The organism is Spiribacter roseus (assembly GCF_002813635.1).
GTDB lineage: Bacteria > Pseudomonadota > Gammaproteobacteria > Nitrococcales > Nitrococcaceae > Spiribacter > Spiribacter roseus.
The window spans coordinates 553,558-574,538 of the sequence record NZ_CP016382.1; the positions used below are offsets into that span (position 1 = coordinate 553,558).

At 61.8% G+C, this 20,981-nt stretch carries 22 protein-coding genes and 2 pseudogenes; 12 read left to right on the top strand and 12 right to left on the bottom strand.

The features are described from left to right. Positions 1–76 precede the first annotated feature (76 nt). The gene (locus BBH56_RS02790) at positions 77–730 is read right to left on the bottom strand and encodes a hypothetical protein (protein WP_157809059.1); all 654 of its coding nucleotides are present in this window, start codon (positions 728–730) and stop codon (positions 77–79) included. A gap of 63 nt (positions 731–793) precedes the next feature. Between BBH56_RS02790 and BBH56_RS02795 the strand changes: the two genes are divergently transcribed. Beyond that, entirely contained in the window at positions 794–1,864 is a 1,071-nt protein-coding gene (locus tag BBH56_RS02795) for an alpha/beta fold hydrolase (RefSeq protein WP_318262583.1), read from the top strand. An 11-nt stretch (positions 1,865–1,875) separates the two neighbouring features. Here BBH56_RS02795 and BBH56_RS02800 read toward each other — a convergent pair whose 3' ends face one another. Both BBH56_RS02800 and BBH56_RS02805 read right to left on the bottom strand, forming a co-directional pair. Further along, positions 1,876–2,187, bottom strand: coding sequence for a P-II family nitrogen regulator (locus BBH56_RS02800; RefSeq protein WP_069134304.1), 312 nt, complete (start codon positions 2,185–2,187; stop codon positions 1,876–1,878). Positions 2,188–2,191: 4 nt separating this feature from the next. Beyond that, a complete protein-coding gene (locus BBH56_RS02805; RefSeq protein WP_148121850.1) occupies positions 2,192–3,172 on the bottom strand; it encodes a sodium-dependent bicarbonate transport family permease in 981 nt (326 codons plus the stop codon). A gap of 193 nt (positions 3,173–3,365) precedes the next feature. On the opposite strand from BBH56_RS02805, the gene BBH56_RS02810 reads away from it, so the two are divergent. Next, positions 3,366–3,587, top strand: coding sequence for a hypothetical protein (locus tag BBH56_RS02810; protein WP_069134302.1), 222 nt, complete (start codon positions 3,366–3,368; stop codon positions 3,585–3,587). A gap of 60 nt (positions 3,588–3,647) precedes the next feature. Here the strand turns inward: BBH56_RS02810 and BBH56_RS02815 are convergent, their stop codons facing one another. Then, entirely contained in the window at positions 3,648–4,193 is a 546-nt protein-coding gene (locus tag BBH56_RS02815; protein WP_157809060.1) for a porin family protein, read from the bottom strand. 162 nt (positions 4,194–4,355) lie between these two features. On the opposite strand from BBH56_RS02815, the gene BBH56_RS02820 reads away from it, so the two are divergent. After that, positions 4,356–5,195: a methyltransferase domain-containing protein gene (locus tag BBH56_RS02820; RefSeq protein ID WP_148121852.1), complete on the top strand. Its 840-nt coding sequence runs from the start codon at positions 4,356–4,358 to the stop codon at positions 5,193–5,195. A gap of 15 nt (positions 5,196–5,210) precedes the next feature. Then, positions 5,211–5,966, top strand: coding sequence for a hypothetical protein (locus BBH56_RS02825; RefSeq protein ID WP_157809061.1), 756 nt, complete (start codon positions 5,211–5,213; stop codon positions 5,964–5,966). A 61-nt stretch (positions 5,967–6,027) separates the two neighbouring features. Here BBH56_RS02825 and BBH56_RS02830 read toward each other — a convergent pair whose 3' ends face one another. Together BBH56_RS02830 and ggt are read right to left on the bottom strand one after the other, a co-directional pair. Continuing rightward, positions 6,028–6,426, bottom strand: coding sequence for a phasin family protein (locus BBH56_RS02830; protein ID WP_318262584.1), 399 nt, complete (start codon positions 6,424–6,426; stop codon positions 6,028–6,030). 115 nt (positions 6,427–6,541) lie between these two features. Continuing rightward, complete coding sequence (ggt, locus tag BBH56_RS02835; RefSeq protein WP_148121854.1) at positions 6,542–8,245, bottom strand: gamma-glutamyltransferase; 1,704 nt, start codon at positions 8,243–8,245, stop codon at positions 6,542–6,544. Positions 8,246–8,388: 143 nt separating this feature from the next. On the opposite strand from ggt, the gene BBH56_RS02840 reads away from it, so the two are divergent. Beyond that, a complete protein-coding gene (locus BBH56_RS02840) occupies positions 8,389–8,820 on the top strand; it encodes a hypothetical protein (RefSeq protein ID WP_148121855.1) in 432 nt (143 codons plus the stop codon). Positions 8,821–8,830: 10 nt separating this feature from the next. Further along, positions 8,831–9,340, top strand: coding sequence for an HD domain-containing protein (locus BBH56_RS02845; RefSeq protein WP_148121856.1), 510 nt, complete (start codon positions 8,831–8,833; stop codon positions 9,338–9,340). Between the two features lie 8 nt (positions 9,341–9,348). On the opposite strand, the gene BBH56_RS02850 is transcribed toward BBH56_RS02845, so the two are convergent. After that, entirely contained in the window at positions 9,349–9,813 is a 465-nt protein-coding gene (locus BBH56_RS02850; protein ID WP_148121857.1) for a methyltransferase family protein, read from the bottom strand. A 32-nt stretch (positions 9,814–9,845) separates the two neighbouring features. Here BBH56_RS02850 and BBH56_RS02855 point away from each other — a divergent pair, with 32 nt between their 5' ends. Further along, a complete protein-coding gene (locus tag BBH56_RS02855; RefSeq protein WP_148121858.1) occupies positions 9,846–10,262 on the top strand; it encodes a secondary thiamine-phosphate synthase enzyme YjbQ in 417 nt (138 codons plus the stop codon). Positions 10,263–10,287: 25 nt separating this feature from the next. Here the strand turns inward: BBH56_RS02855 and BBH56_RS02860 are convergent, their stop codons facing one another. Further along, the gene (locus BBH56_RS02860) at positions 10,288–10,779 is read right to left on the bottom strand and encodes a GNAT family N-acetyltransferase (protein WP_144347608.1); all 492 of its coding nucleotides are present in this window, start codon (positions 10,777–10,779) and stop codon (positions 10,288–10,290) included. A gap of 17 nt (positions 10,780–10,796) precedes the next feature. Continuing rightward, positions 10,797–11,084, bottom strand: coding sequence for a type II toxin-antitoxin system TacA family antitoxin (locus tag BBH56_RS02865; protein ID WP_159309328.1), 288 nt, complete (start codon positions 11,082–11,084; stop codon positions 10,797–10,799). A gap of 221 nt (positions 11,085–11,305) precedes the next feature. Here BBH56_RS02865 and BBH56_RS02870 point away from each other — a divergent pair. Together BBH56_RS02870 and BBH56_RS09675 are read left to right on the top strand one after the other, a co-directional pair. Further along, positions 11,306–12,025 (top strand): annotated as a pseudogene (locus BBH56_RS02870) (alpha/beta fold hydrolase); the annotation flags it as partial. A 24-nt stretch (positions 12,026–12,049) separates the two neighbouring features. Continuing rightward, positions 12,050–12,172, top strand: a pseudogene (locus BBH56_RS09675) (CopG family transcriptional regulator); the annotation flags it as partial. 38 nt (positions 12,173–12,210) lie between these two features. Here the strand turns inward: BBH56_RS09675 and BBH56_RS02875 are convergent. Then, positions 12,211–12,549 carry a tRNA-binding protein gene (locus BBH56_RS02875; protein ID WP_148121860.1) on the bottom strand — a complete coding sequence of 113 codons (339 nt, stop codon included), beginning with the start codon at positions 12,547–12,549 and terminating at the stop codon, positions 12,211–12,213. Between the two features lie 34 nt (positions 12,550–12,583). Between BBH56_RS02875 and BBH56_RS02880 the strand changes: the two genes are divergently transcribed. Both BBH56_RS02880 and BBH56_RS02885 read left to right on the top strand, forming a co-directional pair. Beyond that, entirely contained in the window at positions 12,584–12,970 is a 387-nt protein-coding gene (locus BBH56_RS02880) for a gamma-glutamylcyclotransferase family protein (protein WP_148121861.1), read from the top strand. 227 nt (positions 12,971–13,197) lie between these two features. Next, positions 13,198–13,791 carry a hypothetical protein gene (locus BBH56_RS02885; protein WP_198515241.1) on the top strand — a complete coding sequence of 198 codons (594 nt, stop codon included), beginning with the start codon at positions 13,198–13,200 and terminating at the stop codon, positions 13,789–13,791. A gap of 766 nt (positions 13,792–14,557) precedes the next feature. Here the strand turns inward: BBH56_RS02885 and BBH56_RS02890 are convergent. After that, entirely contained in the window at positions 14,558–17,836 is a 3,279-nt protein-coding gene (locus BBH56_RS02890) for a DUF3427 domain-containing protein (RefSeq protein WP_198515242.1), read from the bottom strand. Positions 17,837–17,851: 15 nt separating this feature from the next. Then, on the bottom strand, positions 17,852–18,481 hold the full coding sequence (locus tag BBH56_RS02895; protein WP_148121864.1) for a class I SAM-dependent methyltransferase: 630 nt from the start codon (positions 18,479–18,481) through the stop codon (positions 17,852–17,854). 83 nt (positions 18,482–18,564) lie between these two features. On the opposite strand from BBH56_RS02895, the gene BBH56_RS02900 reads away from it, so the two are divergent. Beyond that, complete coding sequence (locus tag BBH56_RS02900; protein WP_148121865.1) at positions 18,565–20,979, top strand: DNA/RNA helicase domain-containing protein; 2,415 nt, start codon at positions 18,565–18,567, stop codon at positions 20,977–20,979. The last annotated feature ends 2 nt before the right edge of the window (positions 20,980–20,981 follow it).

A 20,981-nucleotide genomic window follows, 5' to 3' on the forward strand; every position in this document is an offset into this window, starting at 1 on the left:
TTGGAACTATTGCAAATATGATAACGGACAGCTCAGGCGATCCGAGTGACGAAGTCACAGAGAAGGCAATCTCCGCTCACCCATCGAGGCGGATGAAAAACCCCGGGCCGGTCTGGTCAAAGCCCTCGCCGGCCTGGCGGAAGCTCACCGGCCCATCGAGCCGGTCTTCGTAGACCAGATGCGCCTCGTCGGCCACGGCCGCCGACGGAGCGATGAGCCGGGATGAGCGTCCGGTGACCGTCATGACGGTGGGGTGGTATTGCGCCATATCCAGCTCGAAATTCACCGCGGCGAGCGCCTCACGCATCGCCTCAAACTGCTCGCCGGCCTGCAGAGTGACCCGATGGAGCCCGTTGAACGTGCGCGACTCGGTCAGCGAGAGGTAATAGGCATCACGCGCCGTGCGTGAGGTCCGCACCGGGATCTCGCCCTCAATCGTCACTTTCAGCCCGCCATCGACGTTCTCGCGTGAGAAATCCGAGATGTCCATGTACTCATCCAGTACGCTCCAGACATCGTCGACCTGCGCGCTCTGGCGGGTATTCAACGGGCGGTCATGGGTGAAAACGGCCTGGAACTCGGCCACGACCTCGTTGCCCGCGAGCGCCGAGCGCAGCTGAGTGCTGTTGACGGTCAGTTCAACCTCATCCGCCCGGCAGCCGGCCAGCGCGATGGCCACGGCGCTCAGCATGAGAATGCGTCGGGTGCTGCGATGGATCATTGCGAGCAATGGACACCTCCAGTGGTGACTGCGTTTATCATGGTGACCCGTCATCCGGCACAGGGAGCCTTCGTGAAGCACGATACACGCCCAGGTTGTCTGGCGGCGATGATGGGCCTCGCGCTCACCACGGCCGTGACGGCGTCTGAGCCGGGGCTGCGCCTCGCCCCCGACGCGCTGCGCCAATCCTCCGAGCCGCCCACGGAATCATTCAGCGTGCACGAGGCCACGCCGCATCGTCTGGTCACGCCGGATGATACCGCGCTGCCGCTGAGACGCTGGGGCCCGGCGCCCGAGGCCGGGGAATCACCCGAGGCGGTGGTGCTCGGGCTGCATGGATTCAACGATCATGCGGGTGCTTTTGTGGCCACCGCCGCAGCGCTCGTGCCAGAGGGCATTGCCGTGTACGCCTATGACCAGCGCGGCTTTGGCGCGACCGGGTCACGCGGTGACTGGCCCGGCACCGGCGCGCTGGTCAGCGACGCACGCTGGGCGTTGGGATCACTCCAGCGCCGCTACCCCGACACCCCCATCGTCGTGATGGGGTTGAGCATGGGCGCGGCCGTAGCGACACTCGCGCTGGACGATGCGCCGTCGCTCCAGCCGGAAGCGGCCGTGTTGGTCGGGCCGGCCTTCTGGGGCCGTTCGGCCATGCCCGGCTATCAGCGGTTCGCCCTGTGGGCCGCCGAAAGGATGGCGCCGGAGCTGCGGGTCAGCAACGAATGGATCGGCATTGAGCCGAGCGACGATCAAGCCGTGCTGCAGGCACTTGAGGCCGATCCGCGGTGGATTGGCGCACCAACGCTTGAGGCGATTGCCGGCGTCAGTGATCTCATGGATCAGGCGCTCCGCGGCGCCTCCGGGTTCAATGGCCCCGCCACACTTATTCAGTACGGCACCGCGGATGAGGTCATTCCCCCGGCGGCGGTCTGCGCGCTGCTCCGGGCCCTGCCCGACGACGCGCCCTGGCGCGCCGCCCTCTACCCCGAGGGTTATCACATGCTCACCCGCTATACCGGCGCTGCGGCCGTGCTTGCGGACATCCGCCGGTTCATCGCCGATCCGGATGCCGTGCTGCCGTCCGGCGAGGGGCTTGAGCCGGCCGCCGCCCGGCGAGCTGTGTGTCAGTCAGCAGACGGCTGAAGTAGCGGCGTTCAGAAGCGCTCGGCGCGGAGGACCTCGCAGTCGGCGACACTGACCACGCCAATATGGCGATCCACCACCTCAAAGGCGGCATCAAGCAGCGAGTCGACCCGCTCGGGGCGGACGATGCAGACCACGTTGACCATGCCCCCCGCCCGGCTGACCTGTCCCTCGCCGCTCCAGTGCCCGGACCGGCCCGAGCCACCAAGGACGGGCAGCACACTGAATCCGGTGACGCCTGCCTTGATGAGCGCCGCGCTCAGGCGGTCCTCCATGATCGACTCGATGATGATTTCGACGCGTTTTGCCTTGTGAGTCTGCATGGCATCAGCCTCCGGTCAGGGTCTGTGACAGGGCCAGATAGATCGGTATCCCCAGCGTTAGGTTGAACGGAAAGGTTACACCCAACGACAGAGTCAGGTAGATCGAGGGATTGGCCTCGGGCAGCGCCACGCGCATCGCGGCCGGCACGGCGATGTAGGAGGCCGACGCGGCGAGGGTCATGAACAGCAGGACGCCGCCAGTGCTCAGCCCCAGCGCTAGGCCGGCCGCCAGTCCGAACAGCGAGCCGATCAGCGGCATGACCACCCCGAAGGCGAACAGCCCCGCCGTCAGGACCGACTTCGCCTCGCGCAGGCCGCGTCCGGCCACCAGTCCCATGTCGAGCAGGAATAGGCAGAGCATGCCCTGGAAGGGTTCCTCGATGAACGGGGCGATCATCGCCATGCCCTCGTCGCCGGTGATCCCGCCGATCAGAAACGATCCCACCAGCAGGACAATGGAGCCATTGAGCAGGATTTCACGGACCAGCCCCTGCTCCATTTCTCCGGACTGCTGGCCGGAGCGGGCGATGATCCACAGCGCCGATAGAATGGCCGGCGCCTCCATCACCGCGGCAACCGCCACCATGTAGCCCTCGGGCGAGAGCCCCGCCGACTCCGCCACCGAGGTGGCCGCGACGAAGGTCACGATCGAGATCGAGCCGTAATGCCCGGCGACGGCCGCGGCGTCGGTGACCGAGAGTCGCGACATCACCCGCAACAGGCCGAACGCCACCAGCGGGAGGACGAACGACAGGATGATCCCGGCGACCAGCGAGAGAACCAGCGTGGCATCGACACCGTGATTGGCGACGCTCGCGCCGCCCTTGAAGCCGATCGCAAACAGCAGATAGACCGACAGGCCCTTGGCGATGGCCTCGGGGATGGACAGGTCCGATCGCGCGAAAGCCGCCGCGACGCCGAGCACAAAGAAAAGAATGATCGGCGAGGTGAGGTTGTCCGCCGCCAGCGCCAGGGTGCCTTCCATATCTGCCTCGTGGTTGTCTCAGGATCGGGCATCGTCTGAACCGTTGCGAAGCCTACCTGATTATGGGGTAACCGCCTATGCACAGGCACAGGGGCACAAGTAATCCCCTGGTACGATAGGATTAACGCTATGTGGATACAGCGCGACACCGGACTGGCCCGCGGGCGCGGGGGCCGACACTAATGGGGGAGCGATGATCGCCGATCGCAGTCTTTGGCTGGGGGTACTGCTGGGTCTGCTTGGCGGGGTGCGGGTCTGGAGCATGGCGGCGAGTGGTGCCGCGTCGCTGCCCCATATTCTGGCTGCGCTGACGGTGCTGGTGCCGCTGACGCTCTTCGGGGTGTTTCTACGCCGGGCATGGCCGGCTGGGCTGGCGCTCGCGATCGTGGTGGCGATTGAGCTGTCCCTGGCCTGAGCCATCAACGGGTGGAGTGACGCAGCGCATGACTGCGCCACTCCGAGGCCCGCAGAGCCGTCAAAAGTAATAGTTGGCCCCGACGGTAATGCCCGTTACCTCGTAGTCGGACTCGTCAAAGTATTGCGCCCATTCGATGTAACCACTGATGGTTTCCGTTGCGCCGAACTCTGCGCCGATGCCATACGAAAAGTCGGTGTCGTCACTGTCGACACTGAGGTCAGTGCTGTCCACCGAGGCTGAGATCTCACCGTAGGTAAAACCGGCGAGGCCGTATAGCGAGAAGCGCGATGCAAGGGGGAGATGGGCAACTCCGTACACGCCGGCTAACTGGTCGACATCCAGATCCAGGTCCGTCCCACTGACAGTAACGTCGTCGCTATTCAATCCGAACCCGAGCCGCCCCTCGATGGCGATGTTGTCTGTGACACCATAGCCGAGGCGACCGACTAGCGCCGTTGGTTCAGCATCGGGCAGGCCGTCCTCTTCGTAACTCACCATTGAGAACCCACCGCCGAGATAAGTATCGCCTCGATCAACCGCGAGGGCAGGCGCTGTGATACCGCCGATCATCAGTGAAAGAGGAATAAGTGTTGCAATGCGCATGACTGCTTCTCCTTTTGCGGGTGTTTTGGACCAAAGTCCAAAAACATGGTCGCTGCGAAATGCGACAGCTCGCGACGGAGTAATGACTGGCACCTTGCATGCGATAAGCGGATGGTTGCAGGGGGAATGACAGGCTGACTGCCTGAGCGACAGGAGACGATGATGAGTGAAAAACGCTACAGCGCCGCGGTCCAGACTGCGCATGATTACTACGATAGCGAGGACGCCGACAATTTCTATGCGCTTGTATGGGGCGGCGAAGACATCCATGTCGGTCTCTACGACCATCCGCAGGAGGCCATTGACACCGCAAGCCGTCGCAGTAATCAGGTCATGGCCGAGCTGACCCCCGGACTCAATGCCGATACGCGGGTCATCGATCTGGGGTCAGGCTATGGGGGTGCGCTGCGCTACCTTGCTCGCCACTATGGCTGCTCGGGCGTCGGCCTGAATCTCAGCGCGCGGGAAAATGCGCGTGCACGGCGCCAGAATGCCGAGCAGGGCCTCGCCGAGCGCATCGAGATTGTCGGTGGCAATTTCGAAGACGTGCCCTACGCCGATGGCAGTTTTGATGTCGTACGCTCGCAGGAGGCGTTCCTGCATAGTGGTGACCGGCGCCGCGTGATGGAGGAGGCGGTGCGCATCCTGCGCCCCGGCGGAATCCTCATCTTCACCGATCCGATGCAGGCGGATGACCGCAGCAATGAGGGGCTGCAGCCCATTCTTGATCGCCTGCACCTTGAATCGCTCGGTTCACCGGCTTTCTATCGAGACACGCTCGAAGCCCTCGGCCTTGAAGAACTCAACTTTGATCAGCGAGGCGAAATGATCGCCGCGCATTACGGGCGGGTGCTTGAGGTCCTGACAGACGAGGAACCGCAGATCGCCCAGGCCGTGAGCACGGCGTACATCGAACGCATGAAGCGCGGCCTGCAGCATTGGGTGGATGGGGGCCATCGCGGCGACCTGACCTGGGGCATTTTCGTTTTTCGTAAGCCCTGATGGCGGGGATTTCGCGTGTCCACGTACGAACGCCTCAATGCCGAGGCATTGATCCTTCGCAAGCAACAGATCCTTGTGCTGACCCTTGTGACGATACCGGTCGTGGTGGTGGCTTATGGCCTGGCGGACCGTGCCGTACAGGGGCTGACCCAGGGCGCGGTCGCGATGGTGATCACTCCCGGAATGGCTCATGGCGCCCTGCTGCTGGTGTCCCGGCGGTATCGCGCGGCCTGTCAGCGCGCCTCGGCGATCCGCGCCGAGGTCAGAACGCTTGAGCAGGCCCTGGCCGCGCGCTTTGGCGCATACCGCCGCCGGCGGCAGGGAGAGTCGTTTAAAAAGGCGTACGGGTTTGCGGGGCGGGATGTCCCGAGCCTGGAGGAGGCGCTTGCCGTGGGCATGTACCGCGAGGGCCGTGAGGTCTTTGTGACGGCCTTCGTGCGCCAGGGCGTGGTGGTTCGGGCGACGGCGTCAATCGGGTCCCGGTATCGGTGCCGGCCGGCCGACGACCCGGCGAAGTGGCGCGATCACCTGGATCGACTGGGTTGCGACGAGGTCCGTCAGTATCACAACCATCCCGTCCACGAGGGTGGAACAGCGCCCTCGGCCGGCGATACGCGAAGCAGCCGGCAGCTGAAGAAGTTGCTGGGGCCCCACTCGCACAAGCTGCGCTCGTTCATTGTCTTCTGGAATCGACCGGGCGAATGGCGGGTCATTGAATACGATGATCGGGGCGGTCATTGGGACCACTTCGAGTTCGATATCGCGCATTAAAAAACCGCCGGCGGGTGGCCGGCGGTTCGCGGTGTTCCGGATTGTGGTCCGGAGGGGCGTTTTAGTTACCCTTGGTCGCCTTCTGGGCGGCCGAGACGGTCTCTTTGGCGGTCTCCGAGGCGCTCTGGGCGCTGGACTCGACCAGCTTGCGGGCCTCGTTGGCAAAGTCCTGATTCAGGGCCACGACCTTCTCACCGTCCGCCTTGACGCGCTCGCCCAGGTTCTTGGCGGCTTCCTGCTGCTTCTCGGCGTACTGCTGAAGCGCGGTCGGGTCCTTGATATCCAGCGCGGCGCGGGCCTGCTGCATACCAAGATCGGTGTAGGTACGTGCCGCCTCAATCTGGGCATCCATCACCTTCTGGGTGTAGTCCATCGCCAGCTTGGCGTAGCTGCGGCTCGGGCCCATGAAAAGCTTCTCGGCCTGCTCGGTGTACTTGGTAAACATATCGGTATTCATCATGTCGTCCTCATCGGTCGTTTGGGGCATTTAACGGCTTTCGCCGTCTTGTTGCAGCGCAATATATCAAGCCGCCTGATGCAGTGCAACATCTCAGGTGCCAGTCGCGATGATTCGACTACGGAGGGCCTGGACGACCGACCGTTCCTTCCCGGCGGGGATCGGCTGCGCCGCGGATGCCTCCATCCGGTAGGCGCTCGATGCCGTGGAGCCCGCTGGTCATGGTCTCGACTTCGACCTCATGGCCCAGTGCCTCAAGGTCGGGCGCCAGGGCCTGCGCCTCGGTGCCGGCCTCCACCTGCGTCGCGCCGTTACGGTTGACGAGATTCCCGGCCTCGATCGCCGGTTTGATTTCTCTGCCGCGCATCAGCACATCGGCCACGCGCTGTGCCACATAGCCAATGATCCGTGTCCCGCCCGGTGAGCCGATGATCAACCGTGGTCGATCGTCCCGGTCGAGGGCGATCATCGGTGACATGGAGGACAGGGGGCGCTTGCCGGGCTGGACCCGGTTGGGATGCGGGCGTCCATCGGCCGCCGCGGGATCAAAGCGGAAGTCTGTGAGCTGATTGTTGAGCACAAAGCCGCCCACCATCAGGCGCGAGCCGAAGGGCATCTCGACTGAGCTGGTCATCGAGACGGCATTGCCGGTGGCGTCGAGTACGCTGAAGTGACTGGTGGAGTGATTGATGGGCTTTGCGCCGCTCATGGCGGAGTCGGGATCGCTCAGGCCCGGGCGCGCCTTGCCCATGGACTGCGTCGGCGAGATCAGCCCGGCACGCTCGGTCAGATAGCGCTCACTCAGCAGGGTATCCACGGGGACTTCGACGAAGTCGGTGTCACCGAGGTATTCGTTGCGGTCCGCGAAGCCAAGGCGCGACGCCTCGAGCAGTGAATGCGCCCAGGCGAGCCGGGTACTGTCATTGTTTTCAGCGCCCGCGATCTCGAGCAGGCGGAGGATCTGTAGAACGGTCATGCCGCCGCTGCTGGGAAGCGGCATGCCGCAGACTGAGTGCCCCGCGACGGATCGGCAGACGGGTGGACGCTCAACCGCCCGATAGTCCGCCATGTCCTGACGGGTGAGCTTGCCCCCGTGGGCCTGCACGGTGGTCACGATGGCATCCGCAATCGCGCCCTCATAAAAGACGTCCGCGCCGCGGTCCGCGATTGCCGCAAGGGTTTCGGCAAGGGCCGGGTTGGTCAGTGTCATCCCGGCGCTGACCGGCGCGCCATCGGGGAAGAAATACCCGGCCATGGGCTCGAACGCCGCCAGTGGCAGATCGATGCGCAGCATCCCGGCCAGCCGGGGTGTCACCTCGAAGCCGGCCTCGGCAAGGCGGATGGCCGGCTGAAAGAGTGATCCCCACGGTAGTTCGCCATGTTCCGCATGGGCGAGCTCGAGCATGCGCAGGGTGCCGGGTACGCCCACCGACTGGCCACCAGGGACGGCATCGAGGAAGTCCATCGGGGCGCCGGCCTCGGTGAGAAAGTGGTCGGACTCAATCGCTGCGGGAGCGGTCTCGCGCCCGTCATAGGCCTGCACATCGGTGGTTGTGCCGTCGTAGTACAGCATGAACGCGCCGCCGCCGATCCCGCTGGACTGCGGTTCAACCAGGGTCAGGACGGCCTGTACCGCGATCGCCGCATCAATGGCGGTGCCGCCGGCCTCGAGCATCTCGACCCCCGCGTCGGTCGCCAGCGGATGGGCCGCCACAACCATGCCTGACTGTGATCGGTCATCGGCCCCGGCCGTCGCGAAGACAAGCAGCAGGGCAGCGCCGAGCAGCAGGGGGCGTGGGCGGATCAAAGGCTTTACGGACATGGGGTTCACCACTGATTTTGGTCATCGTAACGTACAATTTGATCACCCCAGTGGTGCTGGGTTTACACGAGCAAGCCCAGAGCGATGTTGTTAGAGTCTTGAGCCTGTGGAGCCAGTACGAATGACCCGCTGGGGAGGCAGTGATGTCCTTGAACAAGATCGGTCGGAATGACCCATCCCTCGGTGGGCCGGCCACAGCGGCGATCGAGGAGCTCGAGCAGGCGATTGGCGATCGGGAGTTCGGCTCCACGGAAGCGCTCCAGGCGTTCCTGGATTCGTTTCAGTTCCAGCGCAACCATCGCCGATTCGAGGATTTTCGCGGCTTATCCCCTGACCAGATGCGGCAGCTGCTGCATTTTCCGCTGGAATCCCCCGACGTACTGCAGGTCAGTACCGTGCTTGAGAGCGAGCCCGATGCGCCCCTGGCGCAGCTGTTCGGCCTGCTCGCCGAGGCCATTGGCGGGAAGGGGCTGAAATCCACCGCCAAGGGCAACTTCCCGCGCAATCCCTGCCGCGAGATCATGCAGGCGTGGCGCAGACTCATCAACTTCCCGCCTGCCCAGTCGCCTGAGTGAGGACTTCGATTTGAATCAATCAACCATCGCCGAGGCGCTTTCCGCCGCAGAACGCGAGGCGGTTCTTGAATACACCAGCGGCTGTTTCGTGCTGCCCGACCACAGCCCGCATGGGCCGGATCACTGGCATCGTGTGCGCCACAACGGGCTGCTGCTTGCCGGCGCTACCGGTGCCAATCGCCGGGTCATCGAGCTGTTCGCCTTCTTTCATGACAGCTGCCGCGAAACCGATGGCTGGGATATTGAACACGGCCCGAAGGGCGCTGAACTGGCGCTTGCCTACCACGCCGAGGGGCTGTTGCCGGCCAGTGACGCGGAGCTCGATCTGCTTGTCATCGCCTGCCGGGGCCATACCGTCGAGCGCACGCATGCCGATGCCACGATCGCGACCTGCTGGGATGCCGACCGCCTGGACCTGCCGCGGGTGGGGATCAAGGTGGATCCGCAGTATCTATGCACCGATGCGGCGAGGGATCCCGTTGTCATCCGCGAGGCAGAGGGCAGGGCAGTGGTGCGTTGAAACGCCCTTTACAGCCACCGCCGGACCCGGCGGCAGTAGTCGCGATAGGCCTCGCCGAATTTATGGGCGAGCGCCTGCTCCTCAGGTTCGATCTGCAGGCGGGTCAGGGTGCGTATGAACACCGGCACCATGAGCAGCCCGGCTGCATTGCCGAGCCATAGCGCCCAGGCAAGGAGCAGCGCGGTGTCCGCGAGGTAGATGGGGTTGCGGCTGATCGCGTAAGGCCCGGTGGTCAGCAGATGGCGGGCCCGCTCCGGGTGCATGGGGTTGAGCGTCGTCTTCTGCCGGGCAAACCACAGTGCCGCGGCCAGCATGACGCCAGCGGCGGCCGCGGCGAGCGTCACCGTCATCGGGGTCAGCCAGGGCGCCTCAAACCGCGTCGCGGGTGCCAACCAGTCGATTCCCCAGACGGCGGCGACGGCGAACAGTAGGATAACGGGCGGTGGCAGCCGGGTGTTCACAGTCATATCCATAATTGCCCGGTTGATCCTGTATCCTAAGCGATATGTGGATTCAGCGGGAAATTGAACTCGCCCGGCCGCGGGGCTTTCATCTGGTGACTGAGGCGGTGTGCGAGGCGATGCCCGACATCGCTGAGCTCCGTGTCGGTCTATTGCACGTGTTCATGCGGCACACCTCGGCATCGCTGACGATCAACGAGAACGCCGATCCTTCGGTTCGCGCGGATTACGAGACCAGCATGAACCGACTCGTCCCCGAGGGCCCGGCCGGGTACACCCATACCATCGAGGGCCCGGATGACATGCCCGCGCACATCAAGGCGAGCCTGATGGGTGCGAGCGTGCAGATCCCGATTACCGAGGGGCGGCTTAACCTCGGCACCTGGCAGGGCATCTACTTCTGCGAGCACCGCGACCGGGGCGGGCCGCGGACGCTGGTGATGACGTTGCAGGGTGAGTGAAAGGTTTTGCAAGCCCGCCAGGCGATCAAATCCGCTTCAGCGGCAAGAATAATCGGGTGCTGGAGTGGCCTAGGGGCATGAAACCGTATTGCTCGTAAAAGTTGTGGGCGCTTTCGTTGATCGCGTCGACTATCATTGCGTAAATGCCGATCTCTTCGCTCACGCCCAGGGTGCGTTTGATGGCATCGGCCAAAAGCAGCCGGCCAATGCCTTGTCCTTGAACATCCCTCCGCACGGCCAATCTGCCAAGTAACGCCGCCGGGATTGGATGGCGTGGCAATCTGCGCGCGTGGTCCTCCGGGAGGTCGTTCAGCGCTATCGAGAGGCTGGAGAGTGTGTAATACCCTAGAATGACCAACGGGTTGTCGTATGTAGTTGCCACGAATACCCGACTGGTCTGGCGTTTGACATCCTGTCGTGCACGCTTACGGAGATATTCGTCGAGAGAGGGCTCAGCGCTGGAAAAGCCGGTTCTATCGTGTCGAGAACTCAGCGCTTCGATGACGAGGTCGTGCATCCCTCTCGAGGCCTGTGCTAATGATTCGCGACGCGATATTGATGTTCCTCGAGCGCCGCGACGAGCCTCGGGTTGAATCGAACAGGCTTGTCCAGCGCCTGAAAGAATTCATTGGCATTCTGGGCGGCTAGCTGCATGGTCTCATGTTCATGGATCTTCTCTTCGGCGTGCGTGATCGCGCTGGCTAGGATGAAGCTGCTCACGGTCTTGCCTTCAAAGCTCGCGGCACGCTCCAGCATTGCTTTGGCCTGAGGCTGTAGCCTGAGGTTAATTCGCTCCTGCTTTTTGTCCGTGTTTGCACTCATGCGATCGGTCTCCATGAAGAACATGGTCTATAACGTACGTCAAAAAGGTGCCTGCGCCAAGGAGGCTGGCGCTGCTGTTGGGCATGGCGGTGATCACCGCCTGTTCGCTTGGAATGGAGGACCACATGCCGCATGCAGAGATGGGCCCGGAGGGCCGGTTCGTCACGCTGCCGCAAGGGCGGGTCCACGCCATTGTGAAGGGCGAGGGCCTGGACCTGGTGATGATCCACGGCGCGAGCAGCAACGCGCGGGATTTCAGCTTTGATCTGATCGACCGGATGGCTGATGAATTCCGGGTGATCGCCTTTGACCGGCCGGGGTTCGGCTATTCGGACAGCCTCGGCGAGCCGCTCAGCCCAATGGAGCAGGCCGAGATCCTGCGCCGAGCGGCCGGGCAGCTCGGGGTTGATCAGCCCATTGTGCTCGGGCATTCCTACGGCGGCGCCGTGGCCCTTGCCTGGGCGTTGCGCGCCGGTGATGACGTGGCGGGTCTGACGCTGCTCGCGCCGGCTTCTCACCCATGGCCCGGAGGGCTTGGGTTCTGGCGTCAGCTCTCCGCCTCACCCCTCGGACAGCATATTGTCCTGCCGACGATCTCGCACATCGCGCCCCGGCAGCTGGTGAATGCCTCGGTTGAGCGTGTCTTCCAGCCCAATGAGGTGCCCGACGGGTATCTGGATCATCTTGGGCTCGAGCTCACGCTCAGGACCCGCCAGATGCAGATCAATGCACTTCAGATCGACCAGCTCGAGGGTTATCTTGAGGCAATGGTCCCGGAGTATCCCGACCTGAGCATTCCCATTGAGGTGGTGCATGGACGGGCCGATCGAACCGTCGGCCTCCAATACCACGCCGAGCGCCTTGCCGCGGCCGTCGATAGCGTCAACCTCACCCGTGTCGAGGGGATGGGTCATATGCCCCACCACGCCGATCCCGAACGGGTCGCCGACGCCATCCGCCGCACGGCCGAGCGATCCTCTCTAGCGGAGGACCAGGAGGACCTCGCCGCTTTTAAGGACCGGGTCGCCGAACCGACCATGTCCTATGAAGCCCTTCTGGATGACTTGCGGGCCCATGGGAAGATATAACCTACAGTTGTGGTGGAGGTAAGCTGCCTGGGGTGTAATCACGCCAGCCGGCTGCCGTTGGGGACGGCGCCATCAGGGGCACATAACACAACGGCCCCATCCGCCCGGTGAAAACCGGTGACGAGGCATTCCGACAGGAATGGTCCAATCTGTTTGGGCGGGAAGTTGATGACGGCCACCACCTGGCGGCCAAGCAGGCTCTGGCGATCGTAGAGGTCAGTGATCTGCGCGCTGGACTTGCGCTCGCCGATCTCCGGGCCGAAATCAATGCGCAGTCGCCAGGCGGGCTGCCGGGCTTCGGGAAATGCCTCAACCTCGATCACCGTGCCGACGCGCAGCTCAACGCGGGCGAAGTCCTCAAACTCGATGGTATCCATGACGTCGGAATATACGCCTCATCATGAGTGATCCGTGAAACGCATTTTTGTCTACGGGCTGTTGCGACCGGGTTTTGAGGGCGCCGGGTTGCTGGGTGATGCCGAGCCGCTCGGGGCAGCGACAACGTCGGGTCTGCTCTACGACCTTGGCGGCTATCCGGGCCTGGTACCCGGCGATGGCGTTGTCCACGGCGAGGTCTGCGCGGTTGATGATACCCGTCTACCCGCGCTCGACGCCTTCGAGGATTACAACCCCGCCGATCCCGCCGGCTCGCTCTATATTCGCACGACGGTAATTGCCTGGCTTGTGGCCAGCGGCGAGGCGATCACAGCCCAGGCCTATCACTATAACCGCCCAGTGCCCGAACATGCCTGGATTGCGGACGGAGACTATGCGCGGTATGCCGCTGGACGGGGCTAGCATCACCTGCGACACGATATGACGTCTCATGCCATTAGAGTCTTTTCCGCAGGGAACGCGATCGGGCTGTGAGGCCGGATTTGGCCAGGGAAGGCCACCTTCTTCTGTTCAATGTTACTCGACCCGGGTAGCGTCTAGATTGAACTCACCTGAATGGAGCAGTAGCCATGAAGTCCTCTTTAGCTCGATACGTCAGGCGGGCGCTCATTCTCGGGGGTGCAGCGATCGTGCTCGTCGCCTGTAAAGCCGACGAGGTGGAAGTCGAGCTCGATGTCCAGCAGCTCCAGTCGGCAGCGGATGGTGCTGAAATGATGGCAGAGTTCGAGGCCGTATTCTCCAACCTCGGAGAGCTCGACAACGAGCAGCGGGCGCAGGTCGATGCTGTCCGCGACATCCTCGAGCAGTACATGGCGATTGACGATTTTGAGCTGGAGACGACAGATACCGGCTTTGAGGTCACGATCGAGGGCGAGATCCCCGTTATTGATGCGCAACGTGCCGATCATGCCTACTTCATTGCCGTGAGCGAATCGGCCAGCCTGCCCGGATACCATCGCGTTGCGTTACAGACGGGTGATGATTTCACGGCCATGGAAGGGGAGATGTCCGCGATCAGCTTTATGCTGAGTCCAGATGCCCACCATCCGACAAAATTCCGGGTCGATGGCGAATCGAGTAGTCTGCTTGCACCGGCGGCGGAAGTGGATGGCCGTGCGTATCTGCTTTACGACGCACCGCTTGAAGACCGAGTCCGACTCATCCAGAAGGATGGCCCTTTCGATCGGGTTGGGGCTGGGTTTTTCATTCGCCTCGCAGACTGATGCGAGCCACTTCCCCCGGTCTGTCACCGACGCGACGGGTATAGAACTGGGGCACCGCCGTTCAATGCATCAACCGAAAAGGTTCGGGATTTGAACAGGAGGCCTCTAGGACATCTGCGTGCGTGGCTACGAGAGCGCGACTGTCCTGGAGTGTGGGCTCGGCAGTTATATCGACCTCTCAAACAAGGAGCGACCACATACTGCACTTGATCCGAGCCCCCGGCTGAGATGTCCTAGGTTCACATGCCCGAAACTTAATACCGATGGAGACGCAACCGGCGTTTACAAATTAACCGGTACCCGCCGTCCGAAGGACAAAGCCACTTCAGCGCGCCATTTTGCACGGCGCCGATCATTCCCGTTTCCTGGCCTGATATTGGCTGCCACGGTCGCCCTCCTTGCAGGTATCTCTGCTCAAACAGAATTTATCCGCGAGGCTAAAGTTACCGCGGTGGATCGATCATGACGGAATCGGCGGTGCGCGGGTGGCAGTCGCCGTCCCACAGAATCACGAGGCGATTAGGACTGATTTGTGATGGCCATCGCCTCCAGCGCTTTATTCGACTTAAGAGAATCTGACGAGATGTGCCTCGAGCATGGCACGCAGGCGTATTGCGAATAACGGCGGGCGCATGTGGTCACTACGCTCGAGAAGAGCGGGACTTGACCATTTGTATAGCGCTTTCTCACCACTCAACAGCGCCTCCCAGCAGAACTGGTGGGGCACATTCGACGACCAATCCCGCATGGATCTGCCTGTCGGTTATTACGATACTGAGAACTTTACTCCCATCGGTTCCTCTCCCTCATGCGACAAATATTCCAACTCCCCCATATAGCGGAACGGTGCAGCTCGGCCGTCAGATTTCAGCCGATTTTCACGAACAAAAAGGTGGATCCGCGTGCCGCGTTTGGCTTGCTCAATGATCTCCCGTCCACGCTTGCTAGTGGCTTTGGTCTGATTCTGACTCTGCCAATAAAACGTGTGGTCATCCATGAAGTGATCGAGATAGCGATGCTTCGTCTGCTTGCCCTGTTTGTTGAGCGTTACCAGCAGAACATGGGTCCGATCAGCCAGCACCACATGGCCTGTCTCCCAGATAGCTGCATTAAAGACCTCACCGAATAGCGGCGGGATCTCTTTTCGGTAAAAGCTTTGGCCCCTGGCCATCGCGAGGGGATCGAGGAGCTCTTTCAATCGCGCGAAGGTGCGCATAGATTCATCAGCGGCGAGATCCTCGTACTCTGGATTCTTAGCACGCAACCGATAATGCCCATCGGCGTCCTTAATAACCTCACGAAGCAGGTACTGCGTATCACCAGCCTCATCAGCACGCTCAATCGCCATCGTTGACCCGGTAATCGAGCCAGCAGATGTCGGTGTTGCCCATTCCATCAGCAGGTAATCACCGTTCTGAATTGGACGCTTACCGCCATTCATCGAGTCACCACGCGCCCGAGCGACGAAGTGGCGCTCAGGATCAATGCGACCAACGTCCGCGGGTATGCCTATGTGCTCAGGTTCCTCAGGATTACTTGTGCGAAAGTGCCCGCAGGCTATTTTCAGATCCGAGTAGTAGGGAATCGTTGGCCGCCCCTGTCCGCCTGGGAATGGGAGGACCGTCGTACTGCCAGTGCCACCTTCCTTAGGCCGATACTGCGCTAGCCGATAGTCTACTAATTCTTGGACCATATTTGTAAAAGTTGTCTGATCGATCTGGTCACTCAATGTAAAGGTGGGTCGGAAGTGGTTCCCCTCGACAACAAACCATCGATTAACCTCCGGGCCTTTGTCTCCTTTTGTCCAAAAGTGAATTGGATTCTTTCTCCATTCCTTACTTAGGGTTTCAGAATCAAGCGCATCGTTCGACTGTAGGGGCCGTGGCAAATCGTCAAAAAGGGCAGGGCGTCGGTGGAAGATTTGCGCGGACGCCGCAGTGAGCGCCTCCAGCGTTGGCGGTGCAGTGAACCCATCGATCTCTAGGAAAGCCTCCAGAAGCACCATCTTGTACGACTTGGTCATCGCTGTAGTCTCAACCTCCCGCAGAAAATCACCGTGCGCGGTGACGCAATCTGCCTCTGCGTCGCTCAGCTCATCTTTAGCGCCGACGAACGCCCACCAGTGCCCGGCGTCATCGCGCAGTTTCCTCAGGCTGAGGCCGGCTCGATAAGCTTCGGTCGCGGTAGGACGACGGCCAAGGGCGGCACGCAGGTTTTCGAATTCTGCTCCGGCATTGCCCGGAATCAGGCTTTCAAGGAATTCAATGAACTGCAGGTCATAGTTGGCGAAGCACCCAGGCGGCAGTTCGAGCGTGCTGCTTCGATAGGCCTGAGTAAACTTCCGCAATCCGTCACCGGTAGCTTCGCGCTCAAACAAGGCCTGAGGCCGATTTAGGAATGCCCGATGATTACCCACAAAGTCCAGGACGACCAGGTGGTCTTTTCCATCCGCCTGGCGGAGCCCACGGCCGATTTGTTGCAGAAAAAGCACCGGCGATTCGGTGGGTCGTAGTAGCAGGATGGTATCCACCGCCGGGATATCCACGCCCTCGCTGAAAAGGTCCACTGAGAAGACTACCGAAATTCGGCCATCAGTGAGTCGCTCAATGGCCTCGTCACGGCTGGTGGTTGAACTGCCATGGACAGAAGTCGCCGATATTCCTGCATGTTGGAAATAGTCAGCCATAAAGTCCGCGTGCCGGCGTGATCCACAAAAGGCGAGAGTACGCAGAGCAGCTTTATCCCGCCATTCACGCAGAGCATGGCGAGCACGGCTTCGTGTGGCTAACTGGTTTTCGAGGGCGTGTTCCTCGAATCGGCGATTACGCCAAGGCAACGACTGGTAGTCGATAGTCTCGTCTAAGATACCGTAGTAGTGGAATGGGCAGAGCAGTGAGGCCCGAATACCATCGAATAGGTCAGCGCTATAGACCAGGTTGTCGTCGCAAAGCGACAGGATATTGGCCTGGTCGGCGCGATCGGGAGTTGCGGTCAGACCCAACAGGAAGTTCGGCATGAAATGCTGCAGCAAACGGCGATAGGTGCCGGCGGCGGCATGATGAAATTCGTCGATAATGATGTATTCGAAGGCGTCGGGATCGAACCGAGCTAGGTGGCGCGCCTGGTGCAGTGTCTGCACTGAGGCGAACAGCATATCGGCATGGGTGTCGCGCTCGTCGCCCTGATAGCGACCGATCTGCGCCTTCGGGAAAACCCGCTGGAATGTAGCCTCTGCCTGTAACAGTATTTCGGCGCGGTGAGCAACGAACAGCACACGGTCGGCGCCGGCCTGCTCGGCATCGAATGCAGCCAGGTAGGTCTTGCCGAGGCCTGTCGCCATCACGACCAGGCCCCGAGAATAGCCTGCCTTACGGGAGTTCTTCAGGGCGGTTAGGGCCTCGAGTTGAGTCGTGGTTGGATCAGGGGTGGGCAGTTCATGATCGTCGCTACCGGGCGAAATTACAGGACGAGTCATCGGCCGCCGCCGCTCATAGGCCTCGATCCACGCGTAATCCAAGGCGCGGGCCTCGTCGGCGGTAAAGATCGCTTCGAACGCATTGCGGATTTCGGCAAGCCGCTTCTCCCCAGTGGAATCGAACCCCTCCACCCGGTAGTTCCATTCGAGACCAGCGGTAAGCGCCTCGCGGCTTATATTGCTTGAACCAATGAATGCCTCACCGCGATTGCCACCCTCGCGGGTAAAAATATAGGCCTTGAGGTGGAAGCTCCTGCCGTGGGTCTCGAATACCCGAACATCAGCGCCGCGCTCGCTCAGCAGCATTAGGCTGCGGAGGGCCTGAGGATCGGTGACGCCGAGATAATCACTCGTAATGATGCGGATTCGGACGGGGCGTTGCTGATTGCAACGCTCGCTTAGGGCGTCGAAGATTAGGGCAAGACCAGTACTTTTAATAAAGGATACTGCCAGCTCAATCTCTGAGGCTTGGCGAATTGAAGTCAGTAGCTGCGGCAGCAGCGGATCATCGGCGCCGCCGTGGATCAGCCGGGGGAGAGGCATCGCTGCAGACGGGGCATGATCGGCCATGAGCGTTCTAGTTCCTTATGCCGGATCAGTATCGTAATCGGCCTCGTGGCGTCGCTGTAAGCAAACCGCCTCCCAAGTGACCGCAGCGCGGCCCTGCAAGTCAAGCGCTTGCGGTCTCTGGGGCGCGGGCGTTATGTCGACCAGGCCTTCGCGGAGGCCGAGATGGATCACTTCATTGTGACTGACTGGATAGAAAGTCCGCTCTCCATCACCGGGGCCATGCCGCAATGTGAGGTAAAGAACGCCTCCTGGCGTTAGTAGATCGACTAGCGTCCTGAGCGACCTCTGCCGCTCGCCGGGCGGCACGTGCATCCACACCGCGGATAGCAGGATTAGGTTGAAACGCTCGGACAATGCCCGTGTCCGAATTAGGTCTGGCAGGCAGTCATCTATCCACCATACTGGCGTGCGTTGTGTGTGTTTCTGCCCGAGCTCCCGCAGGCGCTTGGCAGGTTCCACTGCCACCACTTCCCAGCCTCTTTCTGCGAGCGCTTGGGCATCACGGCCGGAACCCGCACCGATATCTAGCGCCGCCCTCGGTGTGCCCGGCAGCATTGGGATTAGCGCAGCATGCACCCCCTCGAAATCGAGCGCGTTGTAGCGCTCGAAGAGGGTCTCGGCATTATCCGAGTAATAGTCCGCCATGGCTTCTTCCCTGATTCGCGTGTGCACAGGATGTATCGTTGAGGGCGTACAGGCCAAGTCAGGCGCCGAGCCGGAGGAGCAGGATGCTCGTCTACACCAGTGATAAGCCGGGGTTTCTGAGGGACGTCGGGGATAATCGCATCGCCGACCGCGTTCTCGACGCAATGCAAAAGTCGGGGCAGGGCAGCGTCAGTGATGGCGAGCGCAGGTCCTGGGAGGAATCACTGCTGCGCATGAAAAACGTCCTCGAGGACAGGATCGTCCCCGATGACGCCGGCATCGCGGTCGAGTATCGGATCCCGCAGACCTCCAGGCGCGTCGACCTTATTGTCTCCGGCACCGATGACAGCGGTCAGGACGTCTGCGTGATCATTGAGCTCAAGCAGTGGAGTGATGTGACGGCGACATCGAAGGAGGCGATTGTCCGCACCTGGCTCGGCGGCAGCGATAGAGAGACGACACACCCCTCGTACCAGGCCTGGAGTTACGCCTCGCTGCTGCAGGACTTCAACGCCACGGTGCAGGACGACGCCATCCGCCTGATTCCCTGCGCCTATCTGCATAATTGCGTGGACCGCACCGGGGTTGGTGACGAGCGGTATAGCGACGATCTCGAACGGGCCCCGGTTTTTCTCAAGCACGATCCGCAGAAGCTGCGCGCATTCATTGCGCGGTACGTCAAAGCCGGTGATCTCAATCGCACGCTCTACCGCATCGAGCATGGCCGCATCCGCCCGTCACGGGATCTGGCTGCCTCGCTCTCCGATCTGATGCGTGGCAAGCGCGATTTCCTGATGATCGATGATCAGAAGCTCGCCTATGAGACGGCGCTTGAGGTCGTCAGCCTCGCCAATGCCGGGCACAAGCAGGTACTGATCGTGGAGGGTGGTCCGGGTACGGGTAAGTCGGTAGTGGCCATCAACCTGTTGGTGGAGCTAATCAACCGGGGCCTGACCGGCCATTATGTCACGCCCAATCGCGCGCCCCGCCAGGTCTATCAGGCCCGCCTGACGGGGACACTCAAGAGAAGTCGTTTCGATAACCTGTTCAAGGGCTCGGGCACCTATGCAGGGGCGGACGACGATGAGATGGATGCCCTGGTGGTCGACGAAGGCCACCGCATCAAGGAGCGCTCGCAATACCAGAAAGCCGGCACCAATCAGACCCGCGACATCATCCGCGCGGCGAAGGCGAGCATTTTCTTTATCGACGAGGACCAGCAGGTCACCTGGCAGGACGCCGGGTCCATTGCCGAGATTCAGCGCTGGGCGGCGCAGGCCGGCGCCACGGTGCAGCGCATGGTGCTGCAGTCGCAGTTCCGCTGTAATGGCTCGGACGGGTATCTGGCCTGGCTCGATCAGCTGTTGGGGATTCGGCCGACCGCTCAGGATGATCTCGAGGGCGTGCCCTATCACTTCGAAGTGGTGGACGCCCCGGATGAGCTACAGCGGCGGGTAGTGGAACTGGATCGCGCCGGGAGCAAGGCGCGGGTGGTGGCCGGCTATTGCTGGGACTGGGTGAGCAAAAAGACGCCGGGCGTCGCTGACATCGAATTCGCCGATGCCGGCTTTGCCATGGCATGGAATCTTGATGAGGACGAGGGGCGATATCTCGAGCGGGCACACTCCATTGACCAGGTTGGCTGTATTCACACCGTCCAGGGGCTGGAGATGGACTATGTCGGGGTGATCATCGGCCCCGACCTGGTGGTGCGAAACGGTGAAATCGTCACACAACCGGCCGAGCGGGCAAAAACCGATCGCTCCCTGCGGGGTTATAAGACCCTGTTTAATACGGATCGGGCCGAGGCGACGGCGCGGGCGGATCGCATCATCCGCAACACCTACCGCACGCTCATGAGTCGCGGAATGAAGGGTTGCCTTGTCTATTGCACCGATGCCGAGACGCAGGCCTGGTTCCAGGCCCGCGCGGCAGAGGCCATTGCCGCGCCCGCGATATCAAGAGTCCACCCTGAAGGGACTGACGGGGACAATGCGATTTTCCTTGAGGCACCGGACGTCACTCCCGCGGATAACGCTGTGCCATTCGTGGAAATGACTGCCGCGGCCGGGGCCTTTGCCGACTCACCGGTGCGCCAGAGCAGCCCAATCGACTCACAGACCTGGGTCGAATTGCCGGAGTCGTTTAACGCCCGGGCGGATCACTTCGTCATGCGCGTGGTGGGTGAGTCGATGAACCAGCGCATTCCCAATGGTTCTCTCTGCCTGTTCCGCGCCAGCCCCGGTGGCACTCGAGAGGGCAAAATCGTCCTCGTCCAGCATCGCGATATCCAGGACCCGGACACCGGTTCCGGACTGACCGTCAAGCGCTATCATAGTGAAAAGGCACCGGCTGATGACGGGGAAGGCTGGCGGCACCAGCGAATCGTCCTTGCGTGTGAAACCACGACCCCGGGTTATGAGGACATCGTCTTCGAGTCGGCGGATGAGGCCGGGGATCTGCGGGTGCTGGCCGAGTACGTGGCGACAGTCGGTTAGAC

What these genes read in the sequence shown, in the direction of transcription:
- BBH56_RS02800 (WP_069134304.1), bottom strand. Translation starts at nt 2,187, where the DNA reads ATGCAGACTCACAAGGCAAAACGCGTCGAAATCATCATCGAGTCGATC.
- BBH56_RS02805 (WP_148121850.1), bottom strand. Translation starts at nt 3,172, where the DNA reads ATGGAAGGCACCCTGGCGCTGGCGGCGGACAACCTCACCTCGCCGATC.
- BBH56_RS02810 (WP_069134302.1), top strand. Translation starts at nt 3,366, where the DNA reads ATGATCGCCGATCGCAGTCTTTGGCTGGGGGTACTGCTGGGTCTGCTT.
- BBH56_RS02815 (WP_157809060.1), bottom strand. Translation starts at nt 4,193, where the DNA reads ATGCGCATTGCAACACTTATTCCTCTTTCACTGATGATCGGCGGTATC.
- BBH56_RS02820 (WP_148121852.1), top strand. Translation starts at nt 4,356, where the DNA reads ATGAGTGAAAAACGCTACAGCGCCGCGGTCCAGACTGCGCATGATTAC.
- BBH56_RS02830 (WP_318262584.1), bottom strand. Translation starts at nt 6,426, where the DNA reads ATGATGAATACCGATATGTTTACCAAGTACACCGAGCAGGCCGAGAAG.
- ggt (WP_148121854.1), bottom strand. Translation starts at nt 8,245, where the DNA reads ATGTCCGTAAAGCCTTTGATCCGCCCACGCCCCCTGCTGCTCGGCGCT.
- BBH56_RS02840 (WP_148121855.1), top strand. Translation starts at nt 8,389, where the DNA reads ATGTCCTTGAACAAGATCGGTCGGAATGACCCATCCCTCGGTGGGCCG.
- BBH56_RS02850 (WP_148121857.1), bottom strand. Translation starts at nt 9,813, where the DNA reads ATGGATATGACTGTGAACACCCGGCTGCCACCGCCCGTTATCCTACTG.
- BBH56_RS02855 (WP_148121858.1), top strand. Translation starts at nt 9,846, where the DNA reads ATGTGGATTCAGCGGGAAATTGAACTCGCCCGGCCGCGGGGCTTTCAT.
- BBH56_RS02860 (WP_144347608.1), bottom strand. Translation starts at nt 10,779, where the DNA reads ATGCACGACCTCGTCATCGAAGCGCTGAGTTCTCGACACGATAGAACC.
- BBH56_RS02865 (WP_159309328.1), bottom strand. Translation starts at nt 11,084, where the DNA reads ATGAGTGCAAACACGGACAAAAAGCAGGAGCGAATTAACCTCAGGCTA.
- BBH56_RS02875 (WP_148121860.1), bottom strand. Translation starts at nt 12,549, where the DNA reads ATGGATACCATCGAGTTTGAGGACTTCGCCCGCGTTGAGCTGCGCGTC.
- BBH56_RS02890 (WP_198515242.1), bottom strand. Translation starts at nt 17,836, where the DNA reads ATGGCCGATCATGCCCCGTCTGCAGCGATGCCTCTCCCCCGGCTGATC.
- BBH56_RS02895 (WP_148121864.1), bottom strand. Translation starts at nt 18,481, where the DNA reads ATGGCGGACTATTACTCGGATAATGCCGAGACCCTCTTCGAGCGCTAC.
- BBH56_RS02900 (WP_148121865.1), top strand. Translation starts at nt 18,565, where the DNA reads ATGCTCGTCTACACCAGTGATAAGCCGGGGTTTCTGAGGGACGTCGGG.